The 18,448-nt window shown below is 40.0% G+C and carries 16 protein-coding genes; 13 read left to right on the top strand and 3 right to left on the bottom strand.

Annotation, left to right across the window (positions count from 1 at the left end):
* The first annotated feature begins 153 nt into the window (after positions 1 to 153).
* The 3 genes from VRHSUH09_RS06880 (at position 154) to VRHSUH09_RS06870 (ending at position 3,654) form a co-directional block, all read left to right on the top strand.
* Positions 154 to 1,506 carry an NAD(P)-dependent oxidoreductase gene (locus VRHSUH09_RS06880; RefSeq protein WP_054747304.1) on the top strand — a complete coding sequence of 451 codons (1,353 nt, stop codon included), beginning with the start codon at positions 154 to 156 and terminating at the stop codon, positions 1,504 to 1,506.
* Between the two features lie 248 nt (positions 1,507 to 1,754).
* Entirely contained in the window at positions 1,755 to 2,876 is a 1,122-nt protein-coding gene (locus tag VRHSUH09_RS06875; RefSeq protein ID WP_009351498.1) for an IS1249 family transposase, read from the top strand.
* Between the two features lie 502 nt (positions 2,877 to 3,378).
* Complete coding sequence (locus VRHSUH09_RS06870) at positions 3,379 to 3,654, top strand: helix-turn-helix domain-containing protein (RefSeq protein ID WP_105081755.1); 276 nt, start codon at positions 3,379 to 3,381, stop codon at positions 3,652 to 3,654.
* Here the strand turns inward: VRHSUH09_RS06870 and VRHSUH09_RS06865 are convergent.
* The gene (locus tag VRHSUH09_RS06865; RefSeq protein ID WP_105081754.1) at positions 3,632 to 4,309 is read right to left on the bottom strand and encodes a lactate utilization protein; all 678 of its coding nucleotides are present in this window, start codon (positions 4,307 to 4,309) and stop codon (positions 3,632 to 3,634) included. The genes VRHSUH09_RS06870 and VRHSUH09_RS06865 overlap by 23 nt on opposite strands.
* Before the next feature lie 355 nt (positions 4,310 to 4,664).
* Between VRHSUH09_RS06865 and pta the strand changes: the two genes are divergently transcribed.
* The 7 genes from pta to VRHSUH09_RS06830 all read left to right on the top strand — a co-directional run bounded on the left by pta (position 4,665) and on the right by VRHSUH09_RS06830 (position 11,772).
* The gene (gene pta / locus VRHSUH09_RS06860; RefSeq protein WP_105081753.1) at positions 4,665 to 5,663 is read left to right on the top strand and encodes a phosphate acetyltransferase; all 999 of its coding nucleotides are present in this window, start codon (positions 4,665 to 4,667) and stop codon (positions 5,661 to 5,663) included.
* 306 nt (positions 5,664 to 5,969) lie between these two features.
* Positions 5,970 to 6,764, top strand: a complete 795-nt coding sequence (locus tag VRHSUH09_RS06855) for a hypothetical protein (RefSeq protein WP_054747172.1) — start codon at positions 5,970 to 5,972, stop codon at positions 6,762 to 6,764.
* Between the two features lie 124 nt (positions 6,765 to 6,888).
* Complete coding sequence (locus tag VRHSUH09_RS06850) at positions 6,889 to 7,431, top strand: glutathione peroxidase (protein WP_105081752.1); 543 nt, start codon at positions 6,889 to 6,891, stop codon at positions 7,429 to 7,431.
* Positions 7,432 to 7,949: 518 nt separating this feature from the next.
* A complete protein-coding gene (locus VRHSUH09_RS06845) occupies positions 7,950 to 8,306 on the top strand; it encodes a winged helix-turn-helix transcriptional regulator (RefSeq protein WP_105081751.1) in 357 nt (118 codons plus the stop codon).
* Positions 8,307 to 8,420: 114 nt separating this feature from the next.
* Complete coding sequence (locus VRHSUH09_RS06840) at positions 8,421 to 9,122, top strand: MBL fold metallo-hydrolase (protein WP_105081750.1); 702 nt, start codon at positions 8,421 to 8,423, stop codon at positions 9,120 to 9,122.
* A gap of 104 nt (positions 9,123 to 9,226) precedes the next feature.
* Entirely contained in the window at positions 9,227 to 10,462 is a 1,236-nt protein-coding gene (locus tag VRHSUH09_RS06835) for a DUF445 family protein (RefSeq protein WP_105081749.1), read from the top strand.
* A complete protein-coding gene (locus VRHSUH09_RS06830; RefSeq protein WP_105081748.1) occupies positions 10,459 to 11,772 on the top strand; it encodes a DUF445 domain-containing protein in 1,314 nt (437 codons plus the stop codon). The genes VRHSUH09_RS06835 and VRHSUH09_RS06830 overlap by 4 nt, the downstream gene beginning before the upstream one ends.
* Before the next feature lie 46 nt (positions 11,773 to 11,818).
* Here VRHSUH09_RS06830 and VRHSUH09_RS06825 read toward each other — a convergent pair whose 3' ends face one another.
* Together VRHSUH09_RS06825 and VRHSUH09_RS06820 are read right to left on the bottom strand one after the other, a co-directional pair.
* Positions 11,819 to 13,234 carry a sensor histidine kinase gene (locus tag VRHSUH09_RS06825; RefSeq protein ID WP_167386486.1) on the bottom strand — a complete coding sequence of 472 codons (1,416 nt, stop codon included), beginning with the start codon at positions 13,232 to 13,234 and terminating at the stop codon, positions 11,819 to 11,821.
* Positions 13,212 to 13,886, bottom strand: coding sequence for a response regulator transcription factor (locus VRHSUH09_RS06820; protein WP_004698139.1), 675 nt, complete (start codon positions 13,884 to 13,886; stop codon positions 13,212 to 13,214). Before VRHSUH09_RS06820 ends, VRHSUH09_RS06825 begins: the two co-directional genes overlap by 23 nt.
* 884 nt (positions 13,887 to 14,770) lie before the next feature.
* Here VRHSUH09_RS06820 and VRHSUH09_RS06815 point away from each other — a divergent pair.
* Genes VRHSUH09_RS06815 through VRHSUH09_RS06805 form a run of 3 tightly spaced genes read left to right on the top strand, consistent with a single transcriptional unit; the run spans position 14,771 to position 18,328 of the window.
* Positions 14,771 to 16,489, top strand: coding sequence for an FAD-binding protein (locus VRHSUH09_RS06815; protein ID WP_054747164.1), 1,719 nt, complete (start codon positions 14,771 to 14,773; stop codon positions 16,487 to 16,489).
* A 1-nt stretch (position 16,490) separates the two neighbouring features.
* Positions 16,491 to 17,453, top strand: a complete 963-nt coding sequence (locus tag VRHSUH09_RS06810; RefSeq protein WP_009352451.1) for a succinate dehydrogenase/fumarate reductase iron-sulfur subunit — start codon at positions 16,491 to 16,493, stop codon at positions 17,451 to 17,453.
* On the top strand, positions 17,453 to 18,328 hold the full coding sequence (locus tag VRHSUH09_RS06805) for a CoB--CoM heterodisulfide reductase iron-sulfur subunit B family protein (RefSeq protein WP_105081747.1): 876 nt from the start codon (positions 17,453 to 17,455) through the stop codon (positions 18,326 to 18,328). Before VRHSUH09_RS06810 ends, VRHSUH09_RS06805 begins: the two co-directional genes overlap by 1 nt.
* Positions 18,329 to 18,448 lie beyond the last annotated feature (120 nt).

The following is an 18,448-nucleotide window of genomic DNA, read 5'->3' as shown; positions in this document are numbered from 1 at the left end:
CTGACCAGTGACCACACGTCTATCGAATGGTTACAAAAGATAAATGTTAGCAGCATGTGGCGGCATACCTATGTGAGAGGGCTCATCGGAATGTTTAGGTGCATGCAACGCTGTATAAGTATAGTACTGGATCCTTGTTAGGAGGCATGTGCCATGAGTAACGAATTAAAACCACTACATTTTGATGCGGATTATACGATGGAGGAAGCGCTCGCCGAGGCGAAACGTTGTCTCAACTGTCCAAGACCATTGTGTCAAATGGGCTGTCCTATTGAAAACGAAATTCCTCGTTTCATCCAAGCCATCGCACACGGTAACTTTGGTTTAGCCAATGATATTTTGGCGGAACGGACCAACTTGCCATCCATTTGTGGTCGCGTATGTCCACGTGAAAATCAATGTGAAGGCAATTGTATTATGAACAAGGCGAAAAAACCGCCTATCAATATCGGTAAATTGGAACGCTTTGCTGCTGACTTTGAAAGTATCAATGAACTTCGCAAACCTAAGAAAATCCAACAAAATCTTGGTAATGTAGCTGTAGTAGGTTCTGGTCCTGCAGGCTTGTCCGTAGCAGGCGATATGGCTAAGCTTGGCTATAATGTAACTGTATTTGAAGGCCAATCTGAACCAGGTGGCGTACTCTTATTCGGTATTCCAGAATTCCGTTTGTCTAAATCTGTTGTACGTCGTGAAATCGCTCGTCTTGAAGGTTTAGGTGTTAAATTCGTATGTAATATATTTATCGGTCAAGATAAAACATTGGATGATCTTTTTGCTGAAGGCTTTGATTCCATCTTTATCGGTACTGGTACTCATATTCCTCAAGAAGTACGTATGGAAAATGATGAAGTACACGGCGTATTCCAAGCGATGTACTTGTTGACGAATGTACAATTAGTAGAAAACGGCGATCTTGATGAGTCTCTAATTCCTGTGAAAAAAGGTGATCGTGTCATTATCATCGGTGGTGGTAACGTAGCGATGGATGCGGCTCGTACATGTGTACGTTTAGGCTGTGAAGCCGTAACTGTAGCGTATCGTCGTAGCCAAGAACAAATGCCAGCATTGTTATCTGAATACGAAGAAGCACGTGCTGAAGGGGTTCAATTCCAATGGTTCGCTTCTCCAGTAGCTGTAGAAGGCAAAGATAAAGTAGAAGGTTTCAAATACGAAGTCATGGCGCTTAACGACGATGGTGCAGGTATCCACGGCACAGGTAACTTCCAAGTTATGCCTGTAGATAAAATTATCATCGCTGCTGGGCATAAACCAAATGCTCGTCTCATCGGTGAAGGTAATAATCTACAAGTAGACGATAAAGGCTACATCATTACTGCAGAGGATCCATATGGTATGACTAACCGTAAAGGCGTATTCGCTGGCGGTGACGTAGTACATAAACCTGCTACTGTAGTACTCGCTATGCGTGAAGCTAAAAAAGCTGTTGACGGCATGGTTAAATACATGGAAATCAAAAAAGCGCAAGATAGCATTACTGAATAATCTTATAGAGATAATCAAAGGGGTCTATACTTAGTATAGGCCCTTTTTAGGGTTATAGGACAAAACGTGTTGGTTTTATAGGCGATGGGGCCAGTAAATTACTGCTTCCATCGCCATTTTAAGTTCTTTTGATAAACTTAGAGGGTGGACAAAATGTGTTGGTAAAAAGTCCCAAACCCCTTGATTTTACTGGCTTCAATAAGGTTATATCTTCTTAGAAAATCGTGTTCTAAGTGGAGGGAATAATCATGCTGGTAAGATGTATAAATTGTGGATTTTCTTGTCAAAAATATGGGAAAACTAAAGCTGGATCACAACGATGGCATTGTAAGCAGTGTAACATCACCTTTACACAAACTATTGATAATACTACTAAATGTTTTCATCGATTTCTAAATTGGTTATTTAGTAAAGAAACACAACAGGACATGCCTGGGCAGGGCCGTACATTTCGTAGACAGATAGCTGATTTCTGGCAAATATGGCCTATGCCGCCCAAAATTGAAACCTCGAGAGATGTGGTATTCGTTGATGGTATTTACTTAGCTAAAAAAGCTTGTATTTTGATCTGTTATGATGGTGAATATGTATTAGGGTGGTATTTATGTAGGTCAGAACAGTCTCGCTCATGGCAAGCTCTTATGCAGCGAATAGCGACACCCATTGTGGTCGTTTCTGATGGTGGACCTGGTCTTAGAAAAGCATTAAAAAAAGTTTGGCGTACCGCCAAGCTTCAACGTTGTATTGTTCATGCCGTATGGCAAGTACATCGTTACACTACTAGGCGGCCTAAGACATTAGCAGGCATTATGTTAAAAGATTTAGCAAGCGATTTATATAACGTAAAAACACAGGAAGATGCAAAAATATGGATTCAACGATTATTTAATTGGAGGGTGACTTTTAAAGAGTTTCTAAGTGAAATGACACGTGATAGTAATGATAATTTAAGAGCTACGCATGAACGATTATTAAAAGCCTATAACTCTCTAGTGGTATTAATTAATACAGAGACAATGTTTCGATATTTAGATGAAACATTGGTGTTGGATAAAGAATGTCCGAGGACTAATAACCCTATTGAAGGCGGAGTAAACGCACAACTCAGACGTTTATTGCGTTACCATCGAGGGATGTCTGTAGAAAAACGCATAAAAGCGGTCTTTTGGTGGTGTTATTTACACTCACCAAGACCGCTTTCTGCAAAAGAAATACTTAAGGTAATGCCAACTGATGCAAGTATTTCTAAAATATATAGTTCTATGAATGAAAGAGCCCAACTTCAAGGCATAATTCCAACTTGGGGGGATGCCATTTCTTGGGGTGATTTGCATAACTATGACAAATTATCTTTCAATGATTGGGATTAAAGTACCAACACGTTTTGTCCTATAACCCCCTTTTTACTATAAGGATTTGAATATTTTTTTACTATAAGGTCTTAATCCTTATATTGTTTTAGCAGTGTTTTATTATTGTTTTCAGATTAAGGTAAAAGTGGAGCGGAAATGCATATATGTACCTATTATGATGTAGGCTAATACAGGATGATATTAGAATTCAAATTTGCCTTTCCTGTATAGATAATGTATAGAAGTCGCGATAAATGCTTATAAACACTGAGTTTGTTGCGTGCAATACCTGTATTTTTAGCCTTAACTCTTTCTAGATATACTAAAATTCCACGAATTGATGAAATCGGACATAACTTAATAGACGTAGAAAAAAGCCTTAATAGAACTACTGTGGATGTTAGTTTTTATTAAGGCTTTTACGTTATCACTTTTCAACTGCTACTAGTCAGCGCCAACAGTTAATCGTTATAGTTAGGTCATAAGCATGTGTTGAGTGTGAAAGTAGATAGAGGTTGGTATGAATCCTATCGTTTGTTGTCGAGATTTACAAATTCGACAAGAAGTTCACAAACTCGGTGTGTTGATTTTGCTTTGGCGCAGACAATTGGGCATGACACAGTATCAATTAGCAGATAAATCAGGTCTAGCTCAATCTTATATAAGTGATCTTGAAAGTGGTGCCATCGACCCTAGATGGTCTACGATTTATAGAGTCGTCAATGGACTTGGGCAGTTGAGTGTTCAAGACTTTCTAAATGGCCCTCAAGCTATTAGAAGCCTAAAGATTCATTGATGACAATGACTTCCATGGTTTGCATATTGCGCATCTTTTTATAGTAAATAGTTAAGGCATTACAGATGCGGTCAGAAGATCCGCAATCATAACATTGTTGCTCTAATGTAGCGCAAGGGTTGAGCGTACTCTTTTTGTTGAGTTTACTATTGAGGGGCGCCGCTACATTGCGTGCGCGATAAATGGCAGAGGCTAAATCAGGGGTAATCTTGTTAATACCTAGTACAAAGAATACCTCTTGGGAGCCAAATAAGGAGGCTGCTACACGATTGCCTGTGCCGTCGATATTCACCATCTCTCCCGTTTGTGAAAGGGCATTTACCGAGGTGAGAAATACATCGCGTCCCATGGTGCGTAACGCCGTATCGCGAAAGCTTTCACCGGGCAGGGGACGCTGAATGTCTGTGATGTCCTCGTTGACCTCAGATAAAGCATCATGAACACCTATTTCTAATAAAGTGCGAGAATCGCCGATGGCTACACATTTGTTTTGGATGCGGTTTTTTAGATACGCAACGGCTTCGGCGGCCGTTTCAAAATAATGGGCCACGAATTTATTGCGTTCTAAGGCTTTAATCGTTTTCTCTATATCTATAGGTGCATCGTTGTTTTGCGGATTAACAACGGCATTGATGGTCGTTTCTGTATTTGCCATGGGGCCTCCTAATAGATGTATGACTATAATTAGGAATTTGAAAGAATCTGTAGTTTCTATTATTGTAACCTTTTATGTGTAAACAGCTCAATAAAAGGGTTAAGCTTTCTTCGTAATCTTCTACTGAAAGTTGGAATTGAATCCTAATTAGTCGTAAAATGGTGTAAAAGTTGGAATGAAATCCCAATTCATTGCTAGATACTAGAAAAGTTGGAATGGATTCCAACTTTCACCAAAAGGGTATAAAACTAGGAGTGATAGGGTGAGAAATAATTTTTACTTTTACCAATAGGTTGAATTTGCTATAATAATAGTATTGATATGGCGTAATGCCAATGTTAAGGAGGCAAAAATCGTGGATTTAATTCAAAATTTGAAAAACCAAGTAAAACCATTAGGTAAAAAAGTCGTATTGCCAGAGTACCAAGACGAACGCGTTTTGGTAGCTACTGAAACTATTTTAAAAGAAGGTTTCTGTACACCTGTATTAGTAGGTAACCCTGCTGAAATCGCTGAAGCTGCTAAAGCTGCTGGCGTATCCATCGAAGGTGCTGAAATCATCGATCCAGCTAACTACGCTCGTTACCAAGAAATGGTTGATACATTCGTAGAATTGCGCGCTAAAAAAGGTATGACTCCTGAAAAAGCTGACGCAACTATGAAAGGCGACTGCTTGTTCTTCGGCGCTATGCTTGTTCGTCTTGGCGAAGTAGACGGCATGGTTGCTGGTTCCGCTTGCCCAACTGCAAACGTATTGCGCGCTGCATTACAAGTTGTAGGCACTAAACCAGGCCTTAAAACTGTATCTTCCACAATGGTTATGTTCACAAATAAAAAAGAATATGGTGATGATGGCGTACTCATCTTCTCCGACTGTGGCGTATTGCCTAACCCAACTAGCGAACAATTAGCTGATATCGCAGAATCCACTGTAGAAAAAGCTCGCAAAGTTGTTGGTATGGCTGATCCTCGCGTATCCATGTTGTCCTTCTCCACTAAAGGTTCCGCTTCCACTCCAGAAGTAGACAAAGTAGTAGAAGCTGTTAACATTTTGAAAGAACGTAATGTAGACTTCAAATTCGACGGCGAATTACAATTGGACGCTTCCATCGTTCCTTCCGTAGCAGAAAGAAAAGCTCCTGGCTCTGAGGTAGCTGGTAAAGCTAACATCTTGATCTTCCCTGATCTTCAATCTGCTAACATTGGTTACAAATTGGTTCAACGTTTCGCTGATGCTGAAGCTATTGGTCCATTGATTCAAGGTTTGGCTGCGCCTATCCATGACCTTTCCCGCGGTTGCTCTGCTCAAGACATTGTAGAGGTTGCTGCAATCACTGCTGTTGAAAGCATCTAATTTACACAATAACTTCATTTGAACGATTCAATGAAATATAAAAAGCTGATTCTTCGGAATCAGCTTTTTTGTTTTATACAGATATTGTTTGATATCTATTGTAAATATATTGGTGAAAGCATCTAGTGTTTGTCAGATAATTTAGAATATAGAGTGTGAGAAAAATATAGTAGTTGTTTAAACTTATATAGAAGGTGTAAGATTAAGTTGATAGTATTTGATTAATATATTTAATCAATGTATTGAGTGCATGCACTTGATATGTACAAGTGTAATTGTGTTTAGAGGCGTGAAAAGGAGAGGGCTATGATTTCTGTATTCGACACAAATCCCGTTGTTTTTGAAGGTAATGATCGTACTTTAACAATTAGTTACAATGGTGTACTTTGCAAAGATGCAAATGGTACGGTTATAACTGACATTGATTTTGAAGATGTAAATGAGCTATATCTTACAAGATATCTAAATTCAAATAGTAATTATACGATTATGTTTAGAGACCATAATTGGAAAAATATAGAAGGCCAAGATTTAGATACGGACCGTACAGAATCTAATGCTGGTCACAACATTCGTGAAACAAAAGCAATTATTGCCGCGTTTGCGCGTCATAAATTGACAGCAGACTTCCCTGCAAATTTGGATACTCTTCAATTACCATTGGACTATTCCATTATGGGTAAACGAGAAATCACTATTAAAAACGGTGTTATCTCAAATGGCAAGGTAGATATTCCTATTACAGATATCCGTCGCGTAGTATGTGCATCTAATGGCACGATTAGTAAGCTTTTAGTATACAAGGAAGAAAAGCCTAGCTCATTCCTTAAAAAGATGTTTGATTCTCCTGATATGAAAATCACATTGAATGCCATCACATTACCTTTGTTGGAGGCCATTGTAACGCGCAATACAGGTCATGGCATTGACTTCAGTCGAGGTAATGGCTTTGATCAAAAAGATTCCAACTATATTATTATCCGCTATCTTGACTCTGGATTCTTCCTTGAGAAAGACGGCACAGCACCTACAGAATGGCAAAAAACAGCTGCTGAAACAACAGCTAAATTTGGCTATGACGTGAAAACATTATTGGGATAGTATCGGTTAATAAAACTTTTTAGTATAATAATTGTAATATGTTAAAGCTCTATCTAGGATAGTTATATAGAGTGTATTTGTCCTTGTGAAAGTGCAAATACACTCTATTTTTAGGAGGCATATCATGACTGTATATGATTACTCTTTACTCAATAAAGCTGGTGAAGAGCAAAGCTTAAAAGACTTTGAAGGTAAAGTGCTTGTTATTGTTAATACTGCTAGTAAATGTGGTTTTACTCATCAATATGATGGGTTAGAGGCTCTTTATAAGAAATATAAAGACCAAGGTCTAGAAATTATTGCTGTTCCGTCTAACCAATTTGGAGAAGAAGAACCTGGCTCTAATAACGAAATCCAATCCTTTTGCAAATTGAATTATGGTGTTACTTTTACTGTGATGGGGAAATCTGATGTGCGTGATGAAAGTGCCTTAGACCTATTCAAATATATGATTAAAGAACAACCATTTAAAGGGTTCCCACCTAGTGATAAGACAGAAATGCTTACAGACTATCTCAATGGCATTGATCCTAACTATTTAAAAGACGATGAGGTAAAGTGGAATTTTACTAAGTTTGTTATAGATCGTAAAGGTAATGTAGTAGGGCGCTTCGAGCCTGTTGTGAAACCGGCTGAAATGGAACCCTTCATCAATGAACTGCTATAATTTAATCAAGGAGAAAAAACATGCCAGATCAGTTAAAACCTTACCTTGAAAAATAATAGACATGTAAAAATGGCTTGTACCATAGGTGCAAGCCATTTTTGTATGTATAGATTTTATAGTATTAGTATGTAAGTTATTATTCTGCATCTTCAAAAATAAATCCTGTCATCGATAGGGAGCCTGAATTATAGCTTTGGTTAAATACTGTTGGTTGTAAGCCTTCGATGGCGCCTTCACGACGAACGACGCCTATAACTTGATGACCTGCTTTGAGTGCCTTTTCGACAATACGACGACCTGCGTTACCATTTTTTCAAAAAGTTTTGTACCCTAAAAAATGATACTATAAAATGCTTGCAATACGATAAATTTGTGATATGATTTGAACTACATTAGAAAAACATATTTCTAATCTTGAAATGGAAATAGTAGTATAGCTATACATAGTTGAGCTTAGCTATAGAGGTTTAGCTTTGTTATAACGAGCTACTTAAGCTATATAGAAAAGGAGAATTACAATGGCAGAGCAACTCGTAAATATTCATGATTTAGTGGGCCGCTGTCCGTTTGCAACGAGTCAAAAGTTATTAGCCGGCAAATGGTCTTTGTTGATCATGCACGAATTATCCGAAGGGCCTGTGCGTTTCCGTGAATTAGAGCGCCGCTTATACCCAATTACACAAGCAACACTTACTAGAGCATTACGTCAATTAGAGGATGATGGCCTTGTACACCGTGAAGTATACGGTACGATTCCACCAAAGGTTGAATATAGCCTTACCGAAGTGGGGGCAGGTTTTAAAACAGTTCTGGCATCCCTTGAAACTTGGGGTAACCAATATATTGACTACATGAAATCTTCCGGTCGCATTTAAAGAGAATTGTTCTAAACTGTATCGCTATTATTCATGCCCTGTCTTTATAAAAATATGGTATAATAAACAATGCGAATGATATAAATTCTCAATAAACTAGAGGTATTGATAATAATGTTAGATGTTACTTTTTTAGCTCATAGTGGCTTTGTCGTAGATGATGGCAAGCGTTGCTATGTGTTTGATTATTATAAAGATCCTAATAATATAGTTTGGCAATTAGCTAAACGAGGTCGTGAGCTTTGGTTCTTTGTGAGCCATACTCATGGTGATCACTTTAATCCGTCTATTACGGAGTTTGATGGTCCTCAAACTCGTTATATTTGCCATCAAGATGTACCATTAGAGGGTAAGGTGAAAAAATGTATTACCATGCGCCCTGGCCAAGATGCTACACTTGATGATGTAGGCATCCATATGTATGGTAGCACCGATGAAGGCGGTTCTTTCTACGTAAAGACAAATACGGCTAATATCGACTCTGATTCTATCTTCCATGCCGGTGACCTCAACTGGTGGCATTGGCTTGGTGATACACCAGAAAATAATGCAGATGCAAAGCGTATGGCTTGGCGTGAGTTTAAGGAGCTGGAAGGCTTGTCTGTAGATGTGGCGATGTTCCCTGTCGATAATCGTCTCGAAGACGCTATGGAGTGGGGCAGCATTGAGTTTTTACGCCGCGTGGACGTGAAAAAAGCCTTTATTCCGATGCATCTAAATGGTCCATTATGGACTCCATCCGTGTATTTTGAGGCCCTCTTTGGAGATGTGCCGATTTGGGCGCCTCAAAAAGATGGCGACGAATGCACATTCTAAATCTACTTTCACCGTTTGTAGTTTGTGAAAGTCCGTGACACTAGAGGTCACTACGTTATATGGGGAGAGTCTATATACGTAATTCAGTAAGTTAGGATCAAGTGATGATGAAAACTAAACCAGTGGCAACTACCCTGTTGGTTGTCATGGCTATTATATTTTTAATTGCATATCCACAACGACAGGATACGTTCTGGGCGTTTATCATGCACGTATCTGGAGCGGCCATGATTGGTGGCTTGGCGGACTGGTATGCGGTAACGGCACTCTTTACGAAGCCTTTGGGTATTCCTTTTAAGACAGCCATCTTGCCGCGTAGCAAGGAGCGTCTTATTCAAATAGGGCGTACCATGCTCAGTGAAGAGTTGCTACGTGTGCCGCAGATGTATTATGCCATCAAAAAAGAACGCGTAATGGTTCGTATTATCGAATACGGCATGAGTGATGTAGGACAAGGTCAGATTAAAGAAATCTTGTACGGTGTAGGTAATCAAGTCTTATCCCATATGGATATTGAGCCTATGCGTCAAGAAATCAATAAGGCTGTTTATAAAGGTGTTACGAACTGGAAGGCGACGCCTCTCGTTATCTTGTTTGGCCGCTGCATGTTAGAACGCCAAACAGCAAGTATTTTCTGGCTCTACTTTAACCGTACCTGTCAGCGTGTTATCGCATCGAATCAGGTATACCCTTATTTGTATCGCGTCATGCTAGACATTATGAAAACCTATACGAAGGATTCCTTCTTCCGCGAACTGGCTATTGCCTTTGGTGGGGATGGGCTTTCACCAGAACGATTGGTGGAAACGGTGCAGAAAAAGGCCGTTCAATTTCTCAAGGAAAATGAGTCCATTGATTCTGCGCTAGGTCGTTATGTATGGGGCCAAGCGATTCGATTCTTCAATAATTTGGAAACTAATAAGGAATGGCAAGCATTTATTGAAGAACATAAAGACCAATGGATCCGAATGGTTCTCGAAGAATGGGAAGGCAAGCTCATCGACGGCGATACTGTAGACTGGAATCGCCTCATGGATATCATTATCGACCGCTTTAATGTGCTCGGTACGGAAATCTTGTTGAATCCAGACAAGCAGGCGCCATTTGAACGGTTCTTCTTGCTTCGTAGCATTCCGTGGTTACAAAAATTGAACCCTCTTATCGATAAGGTGGTGGGGCAGGAACTATCTCGCTATTCACCTGAGGAAATTACCCAAATCGTACGCGGCAAGATGTACTATGACCTTCAAATGGTTCGTATTAACGGCTCACTCGTAGGGGCTGTTTTAGGTGGTATATTCTACGGTTTATACCTTTTGATAGAGGGGGTGCTCAAATGATTAGCTATTTGAAATCCCTCACCTTGCGACAGCGCGCAAACGGTATTCTTGGTTTGACTGCTCTATTGTACTGTTTTGCTTTCGTAGGTCAATTTTTCTTTGGTTCTGAAAGCTGGTACCAGCCGCTTTATTGGGCTGTGCAGTCCGCCCTTATCGGTAGCGTGGCCGACTGGTTTGCTGTAACTGCTTTGTTCCGTAAGCCACTCGGTTTCCCATACCATACGGCGCTCATTCCAAGAAATAAAGATCGCCTAATCAATGGTGTTATTAAGCTGGTTGAGACGAAGATGCTTACCAAGGATCGTTGCAAGGTGCTATTAAATAATGTGGAATTTGTTCCATTGTTTGAAAAATTCTTGCTATCACCGGAAGGGCAACGGGCAGCACGTCTCGTTATCCATCAAGGGTTGCATCTATTATGGAAATCTCAAACGAGCGAGGAATGGGCACAGTGGGGGGCAAAACGCATTCGCGGTTTGCTAGAAAAACACTCCCTCGTACCTGTGTTAAAACACGTATTGCTCGATTTATGTGAACATAATCGCTATGAAGGCATGGTTGTACAGGTATTGAACGTAATTCAAGAACGTATCAACCATCCAGCTATGGTGACATGGCTTACAGCGGTTGTAGCAGAAGAGGCTCATAAGAAAAAGAGAAAAGGCTTCTGGTCTGATTTCCTCATCTCTATGTCTGAAGCGACTGATGTGGTGAACTACCATGAGTTGGCACAGGCTATCGTTCAAGAGGCTTATGCTATGCTTGAAAACTGGAAGCGACCAAATAGTCCTGAACGGACTGCATGGCTTCGCCAATGGGTAGATCCCATTCGCAATATTGAAGATAATCGCGAAGTTTGTAATGCCCTCGATGAAGCGTGGGAGCGTTGGATTCGCGAACAAGACTGGGAATCTGTCATTGAAAACCATTTATGCCCGTATGTAGAAGAACTATTACTCGTAGGGGATGAAAATGGGGAAACACCAGCTCAAGTGTTAGTTAATATCGCCCTTGAATTGTGGACCGTATACGGTCAATCTGAAGACCTTAGAAATCGTATTGAAGTTACATTACACGATATAGGGATCTATGTCCTTGAACAAGGCTATGACCTCATTGAAACCATCATACGCCAAGTGCTCGGTGGCCTTAGCACAGAGAAGTTTATTTACTTCATCGAATCTAAGGTAGAGGACGACCTCAGCTGGATTCGCATCAATGGTGCTATCGTTGGTGCTGTAGCAGGTCTGCTCGTATGGACATTCCTAGAATATGTGTACATGCCATTCTGGCAACAATTTGTAGGATAAAATTAGATAACAGCAAAGGGACTGACCATTGGTCAGTCCCTTTAGTTTATTCTTCACTTTGATTGTACGGTAATCGCACGGTAAACGTAGTTTTTACTTGCGGTTCGCTAGTGGCTGTTACTGTGCCGTGGTGCAAGCTAATAACTTTGTTTACAAAGTACAGGCCAAGGCCGATACCGTGGTTTGATTTTTTATTACGGGATTGTTCCGTTTGATACATGCGGTCCCAAATGTGCTCTAGGTTTTCTTGCTCAATACCGATACCATTATCTGACACGGTAATAACGAGCTCATGACCTACGAGTTTTGCTGAAATATCGATGGTAGTATTTGTGAACTTAATAGCATTATCCACTAAGTTTGTAATAGCTCGACGCAAGGATACTTCGTGAGCCGTCATGCGTAAATTTGGCTCAATTTGAGATGTTATGGTGATTTGCTTTTCTGTGTTTTCTGCACAAAGTCGAGTATAGTCATGAACCATATTCGTCAGCATCCCTGATACATCTACAGGAGCGAAGGTAAGATCTTGTGCATTCTCTAGGCGAGCTACATCAAGCAATTGGCTTACGAGATTGGTCATAAACTTAGCTTGTTCTAAGATATGTGTCAAACCTTCCCGCAAATCGTCTTCGGTGCGGCCGTATTTTAAAGCAAATTCACTTTCTGCTTTAATAACCGCAATCGGTGTCCGCAACTCGTGCGAAACGTCAGAACTAAACTGTCTTTCACGGTTTGAAGAATCTTCAAGACCTGAAATCATGCGATTAAATGTAGTAGTTAGTTCGTAGATTTCATCCTTCGCAGTGCGCGGTGGAATGTCGATACGGCGGCTCAAGTCGTTGTTCTTACCGATAACTTTAGCTGTTTTGGTCAAGGTTCGGACTGGTTTAAGTCCTTTCTTGATAAATAGATAACCACCTAGTGAGGAAATCAGCAAGAATATGATATTTCCTAATAGTAAGCTGTATAAAAGGTTTTCAGTCTTTTTAGACGCTGTTTTTACCTTTGTAACGGCACGCAAAATACCACGATAATTCGGTTCGTTAACCGGTGTATCGTAGTAGTAGAAGGTGTCATCACCAACAGCGATTTCTCCAACCTGTCCTAAGGAAAGGACTGTTTGATTAGGGAAACCATCCGGTAAGGCGCCTTTAATAATATAACCGTCTTGGGTGGATACGAAGAAGAATGTATTATCTTGATAGGGTTTAAACTTTCGAATATCCGTAGCCATAATCATCGCTTGCTGCTGCAAACGTTCTCGTACTTCCTTGTTATCGGACTCATGTGTATATGCATAAATCCATGCGGAAGCAACCATCAAAATGATGAGCAAAAAGATGGTATACCAAGACATAATTTTAAAGGTTAGGGGCAGCCGATTGAATAAATCGGTGGCTGCCCCGGACATGGTGTCCAAATCCCGGTGGGGATCGTTAGTTTTCAGTTTTGAGGACATACCCTACTCCACGAACCGTTTGAATGAGTTTCACATTCTCATCGGTATCGATTTTTTTGCGCAAATCTTTAATGTATACGTCGATGAGGTTAGAGTAGCTTTCATAATCGTATTCCCAAACGTGGTCAAGAATTTGTTGACGAGACAATACGATATTTTCGTTACTTGCTAAATAGAATAAGAGGTCGAATTCTTTTGCTGTCAATGTAATCGTTTCGCCATCGCGTTTAACTGTACGTTGTGGAACATTAATAGTAAGAGGACCAACATGGATGTCGTTTTGTGCATGACGCGCATTACGGCGAGCCAATGCATAAATACGAGCTGTCAATTCTTCAAGATCAAAAGGTTTTACAAGATAGTCGTCAGCGCCAGTATTAAGGCCGGTTACTTTATCTTGCAAGGAATCTTTTGCTGTTAAAAGCAACACAGGTGTTGTATTGCCATCGTTACGCATTTGTGCAAGAGCACTAATGCCGTCGAGGATCGGCATCATAATATCCATTACGATAACGTCATAGCTAGATGTGTTAACATAATCAATCGCTTGTTGACCGTTGAAGCATGTATCAACAGTCATATTCTCAGCACGCAAATATTTGGCCGTAATGCCATTCAGCATTTCTTCGTCTTCTACAAGTAAAATTTTCATTCTCTGTTCTCCTTATGTATGAGTTAAATATATAGCTCTCCAACTACTATAATATAGTCATTATATATATAAGCTTTCTTTTATTGTGAAAGCCACAACACCATATAAGGTGACTATATATATAATATTATATAACTTATTTATCTATTATCATACCTTATACAATAGGAATGAGCAAAAGATGAATGTCTATGCGAGTTTATAAGCCTCTTCTTCATGTTTTGGAACCCTAAAAATGGAGAAATACTGAAAGTTAATGAATTGTACTAATGAATGAAGATGAACTATATCGAAGATTGCCGTATGCGCATAGATGACTAAGATTTTATTGATTTTGGATGATGTGAAAGAAATCACTAAAAAAACTTGTGATAATTATTATCACAGAGATAAATACTTGTTATGGGTGAAAAAAACCGATGACTTTCGATAGTTAAATTCGAGGTAGTTTTAGTAGGAATTTAACGGATATTAATTATTATGAACAGTTGGGAGAAAGTAAAAAGCTAGTATTTATGGGGATCGCATATGTGTTAGGAGAAATAAAAATATACAAAAATTTCGGAACCGAACTACTTTCGTAATATCCTTAAGTTCTTGTGAAAATTATTCATATTACAATTTTTTTTTCTCATAATTTTACCTAAAAAACATTAAGTGAAATAAATTATCAATTAGATTAATCAAAATTAATTATGCATAATAGGGTTTAGACATGACTAAAAATGCTCTCTATAATTATAGGTAAAGAAATAGAAAAATCGCATAAGTATGAGGTTTTTCTTGAAAGAAAAATGATTAGGTTATCAAAAATTTTTATAAGTTTTTGAAATGAGATAGTCTAACAAGTTTTCTTATTAATAGGTAGTTATGAGGAGGTCATTATGGAACAGTTTGATGTTCTAGTAGTAGGTAGCGGTGGCGCTGGTCAACGCGCGGCTCTTGAAGTTGGTCGTCGCAAAGGCTTAAAAGTAGCTCTTATTACTAAAATTTTCCCAACCCGTTCAGCAACAGCAATGGCGCAAGGCGGTGTCAATGCATGTTTGAACAACGTAGCAGCTGAAGATACTGTTGAAACGCATACTTTCGATACAGTAAAAGGTTCTGACTATCTTGGTGACCAAGATGCGATCGAATTCTTCTGCTCTCGTTGTCCAGAAGGCGTACTTGAAATGGACCACATGGGTGCTCCATTCTCTCGTACAGAGCAAAACAAAATTGCTCAACGTAACTTCGGTGGTCAATCTTATCCACGTACTTGCTATTCTGCGGATAAAACTGGTCACGTAATTTTGCACACTACTTATGAACAATGCTTGAAAGAAGGCGTACACTTCTTACAAGAATGGTACCTTTTAGATCTTGTTAAAGACGCAAATGGTCACGTTGGTGGCGCAGTTGTGTGGAACATGAAAGAAGGTAAAGTAGAGCAAATTAAAGCAAAAGCAATTATCTTGTCTACTGGTGGTGCAGGTCGTATTTTCTGGACTCGTACTACAAACCCATTCCTTTCCACAGGCGATGGTATGGCAGCAGCATTCCGCGCTGGTAATGCATTGAAAGATATGGAAATGATCCAATTCCATCCAACTGGTCTTGGTCGTACTGGTATCTTGATGTCTGAAGCGGTTCGTGGTGAAGGTGGTTACCTTCTTAATGCTGAAGGCGAACGTTTCATGAAAAAATATGCGCCTAACAAAATGGAATTGGCATCCCGTGACGTTGTAGCGAAAGCAATCGAAGATGAAATCGCTGCAGGTCGTGGTTTCGGTTCTGGTCTTAACGCATACGTAGTAGCTGATCTTCGTCACTTAGGTCCTGAAGTTATCATCGAAAAACTTCATGGTATTCGTGACTTAGCTATGACTTTCGAACATTGCGATCCATTAGTACAACCAGTACCTATTCGTCCAACATGTCACTATACAATGGGCGGTATCGACGTAGTTGACTACAAAACTTGTGCATGTGAAGTGCCTGGTTTGTTCTCCTCCGGCGAAGCTTCTTGTATCTCCATCCACGGTGCTAACCGCTTAGGTGGTAACTCCTTGGCTGACGGCGTAGTATTCGGTAAAGTATCCGGTGCTGGTGCAGCTGACTATGCTGAAACACATGAACAACCTAACGTAGATGCAGAATTGGCTGCAGCTGCTAAAGCTTGGGAAGCTAAATTCACTGAAGTAACTACTCGTGAAGGCGGCCGTCCTGTAGTTGAAATCCGCGATGCATTGGCTGATGCAATGTGGAATAAAGTAGGTATCTTCCGTAACGAGCAAGGTATCACTGAAGCATTAAAAGAAATCGACCAATTGATGGAAGATTACAAAACTTGTTATGTAGGTGACCCTGAACGTACTTACAACATGGCATTCGTAAACTATTGTGAAATCGGTTCCATGTTAACAGTAGCGAAAGCTATTGCTATGGGCGCTTTACACCGTCGTGAATCTCGTGGTGCTCATATCCGTGAAGACCATCCAAAACGTAATGATGAAAGATACTTAAAACACTCTTTGATCAAATTGGGTGCAAATGGCGAGTACGAATTAACAGAACGCGACGTAGTGTTCACTAAATACGAACCACAAGAAAGGAAGTACTAAGATGAGACAAATCACCTATCATATCCACCGTTACCAACAAGGTCGCGCGTTTGTACAGACTTTCAAATTCGACTATGAAGCTGACCGTACAATTCTTTGGGGCCTTCAAAAAATTAAAGACACTCAAGATCCAACATTAACATTCTTGGCAGCTTGTCGTTCCGCAGTTTGCGGCGCTTGCTCCGTTCGCGTAAATGGCGAAGCAATGCTTGGTTGCGAAGCTAAAATCGATGAATTAACAGAACGTTATGGCACTGATGAATTAACAATTGCACCTATCGGCAACTTCCGCGTTATCCGTGACTTAGTTGTTGACTGGGAAGCAAAAGTTGATCGTTTGAAATTGGTTGCTCCTTGGATCTTCCTTAAAGCTGAATTCAACGAAGGTGACAAAATTGTTCGCCAAACTCCAGCTGATTTCAAAAAATTCGTTGCTGGTACAGAATGTATCCTTTGCGGTTGCTGTGCATCTGAATGTAACAAATTGACTGCACGTCAAGATGACTTCTTAGAACCATATGTATTCACAAAAGCTAACCGTTTTGTATTGGATAGCCGTGATGATGCACCTATGGCTCACATTCAACCTGCATTCGACAATGGTCTTTGGAAATGCGTTCACTGTATGAACTGTATCTCCCGTTGTCCTAAACACTTAAAACCTGCTGTGGATATTTCTAACTTGCGTAAAGAAGCTACTAAAGCTGGTCTTACTAACAGCAAAGGCGTTCGCCATGCAGTTGCTTTCAAAGACGACCTCTACAAAACTGGTCGCTTGAAAGAAGTATCTATGAGCTTGAAATCTGATGGCGTTGTTGATTCCGCTAAACAAGCATTCTATGCTTTACGTTTGTGGAAACACAGCAAAATCAATCCATTTGAACTTGTAGTACCTCAAAAACCTGTAAACGGTATTGATGGTGTTCGCAGACTTATGAAAGCAGCTGAGGAGGTAAGCAAATAATGAAATACGCATTTTTCCCAGGTTGCGTTCTTGAAAGCGCTGCCAAAGAAGATTACTTAGCAACAGTTGCTGTAGCTAAAAAATTAGGCATCGAGTTGGAAGAGCTTGACGGCTGGACTTGCTGCGGCGCGTCCCACGTTCAAGACATCGCTCCAGAAATTACACTTGCTACAAACGCACGTAACATTGCATTAGCAGAAGAAAAAGGTTTGAACCTTTTAACTGTATGTAACACTTGTACTTTGATGCTTCGTGAAGCTAAAAACGAGCTTGATAAAAACGAAAAAGAAAAGAACGAAGTTAACAAAAAATTAGCTCAAATCGGTAAACAATACCGCGGTACAACTGATATTACTCATTTCTTGTGGGTATTGATCCGCGATTACGGTTTGGACAAATTGAAAGCTAAAGTTGTTAAACCTTTAACTGGTTTACGTGTAGCTGAATACTATGGTTGCCATATTCTTCGTCCTCAAACTGAATTGGGCTTCGAAGATTATCAAATGCCTACATCCTTAGCAGAATTGATTTCCGCTATCGGTGCTACACCAATCGACTTCTCCCGTAAGCTCGATTGCTGCGGTTTCCATGCTGTATACCCTGCACATGATTCCGTAATGCAAATGACTGGCTCCATCAACAAAGATGCAGCTACAGAAGGCGCAGATTGCGTAGTAACTCCTTGCCCACTTTGCCAAATGCAACTTGATATGTTCCAAAAAGAAGCTAAAGAAGTTGTTGGCGGTGGCAAAGATATGCCAATCTTGCACATGTCCCAATTAGTGGGTCTTGCTCTTGGCATCTCCCCTGATGAAATGGGTATGCCTAAACGTCACTTAACTGACACTGCAGCAGTGACTAAATTCGTAGGTTAATTCGTTTGATTTAGGACGCGACCTCAGTTGGTCCTAGCATTGTCCTATATCTAAACCTATTATCATAATTACCAGAAGAACCCCCTAGCTTAGGCTAGGGGGTTTTTCTATTAAATACTA

This window comes from Veillonella rogosae JCM 15642, assembly GCF_002959775.1.
In the GTDB taxonomy this organism is placed as follows: domain Bacteria; phylum Bacillota; class Negativicutes; order Veillonellales; family Veillonellaceae; genus Veillonella; species Veillonella rogosae.
Note: the sequence above shows the minus strand (reverse complement) of the source record. Positions and strands in the feature narration are given on the sequence as shown.

Bases quoted from the DNA above. Each gene is read 5' to 3' on its own strand.
- VRHSUH09_RS06815 (WP_054747164.1), top strand. From the start codon at position 14,771: ATGGAACAGTTTGATGTTCTAGTAGTAGGTAGCGGTGGCGCTGGTCAA.
- VRHSUH09_RS06880 (WP_054747304.1), top strand. From the start codon at position 154: ATGAGTAACGAATTAAAACCACTACATTTTGATGCGGATTATACGATG.
- VRHSUH09_RS06805 (WP_105081747.1), top strand. From the start codon at position 17,453: ATGAAATACGCATTTTTCCCAGGTTGCGTTCTTGAAAGCGCTGCCAAA.
- VRHSUH09_RS06810 (WP_009352451.1), top strand. From the start codon at position 16,491: ATGAGACAAATCACCTATCATATCCACCGTTACCAACAAGGTCGCGCG.
- VRHSUH09_RS06835 (WP_105081749.1), top strand. From the start codon at position 9,227: ATGATGAAAACTAAACCAGTGGCAACTACCCTGTTGGTTGTCATGGCT.
- VRHSUH09_RS06845 (WP_105081751.1), top strand. From the start codon at position 7,950: ATGGCAGAGCAACTCGTAAATATTCATGATTTAGTGGGCCGCTGTCCG.
- VRHSUH09_RS06865 (WP_105081754.1), bottom strand. From the start codon at position 4,309: ATGGCAAATACAGAAACGACCATCAATGCCGTTGTTAATCCGCAAAAC.
- VRHSUH09_RS06840 (WP_105081750.1), top strand. From the start codon at position 8,421: ATGTTAGATGTTACTTTTTTAGCTCATAGTGGCTTTGTCGTAGATGAT.
- VRHSUH09_RS06870 (WP_105081755.1), top strand. From the start codon at position 3,379: ATGAATCCTATCGTTTGTTGTCGAGATTTACAAATTCGACAAGAAGTT.
- VRHSUH09_RS06830 (WP_105081748.1), top strand. From the start codon at position 10,459: ATGATTAGCTATTTGAAATCCCTCACCTTGCGACAGCGCGCAAACGGT.
- VRHSUH09_RS06855 (WP_054747172.1), top strand. From the start codon at position 5,970: ATGATTTCTGTATTCGACACAAATCCCGTTGTTTTTGAAGGTAATGAT.
- VRHSUH09_RS06825 (WP_167386486.1), bottom strand. From the start codon at position 13,234: ATGTCCTCAAAACTGAAAACTAACGATCCCCACCGGGATTTGGACACC.
- VRHSUH09_RS06850 (WP_105081752.1), top strand. From the start codon at position 6,889: ATGACTGTATATGATTACTCTTTACTCAATAAAGCTGGTGAAGAGCAA.
- VRHSUH09_RS06820 (WP_004698139.1), bottom strand. From the start codon at position 13,886: ATGAAAATTTTACTTGTAGAAGACGAAGAAATGCTGAATGGCATTACG.
- VRHSUH09_RS06875 (WP_009351498.1), top strand. From the start codon at position 1,755: ATGCTGGTAAGATGTATAAATTGTGGATTTTCTTGTCAAAAATATGGG.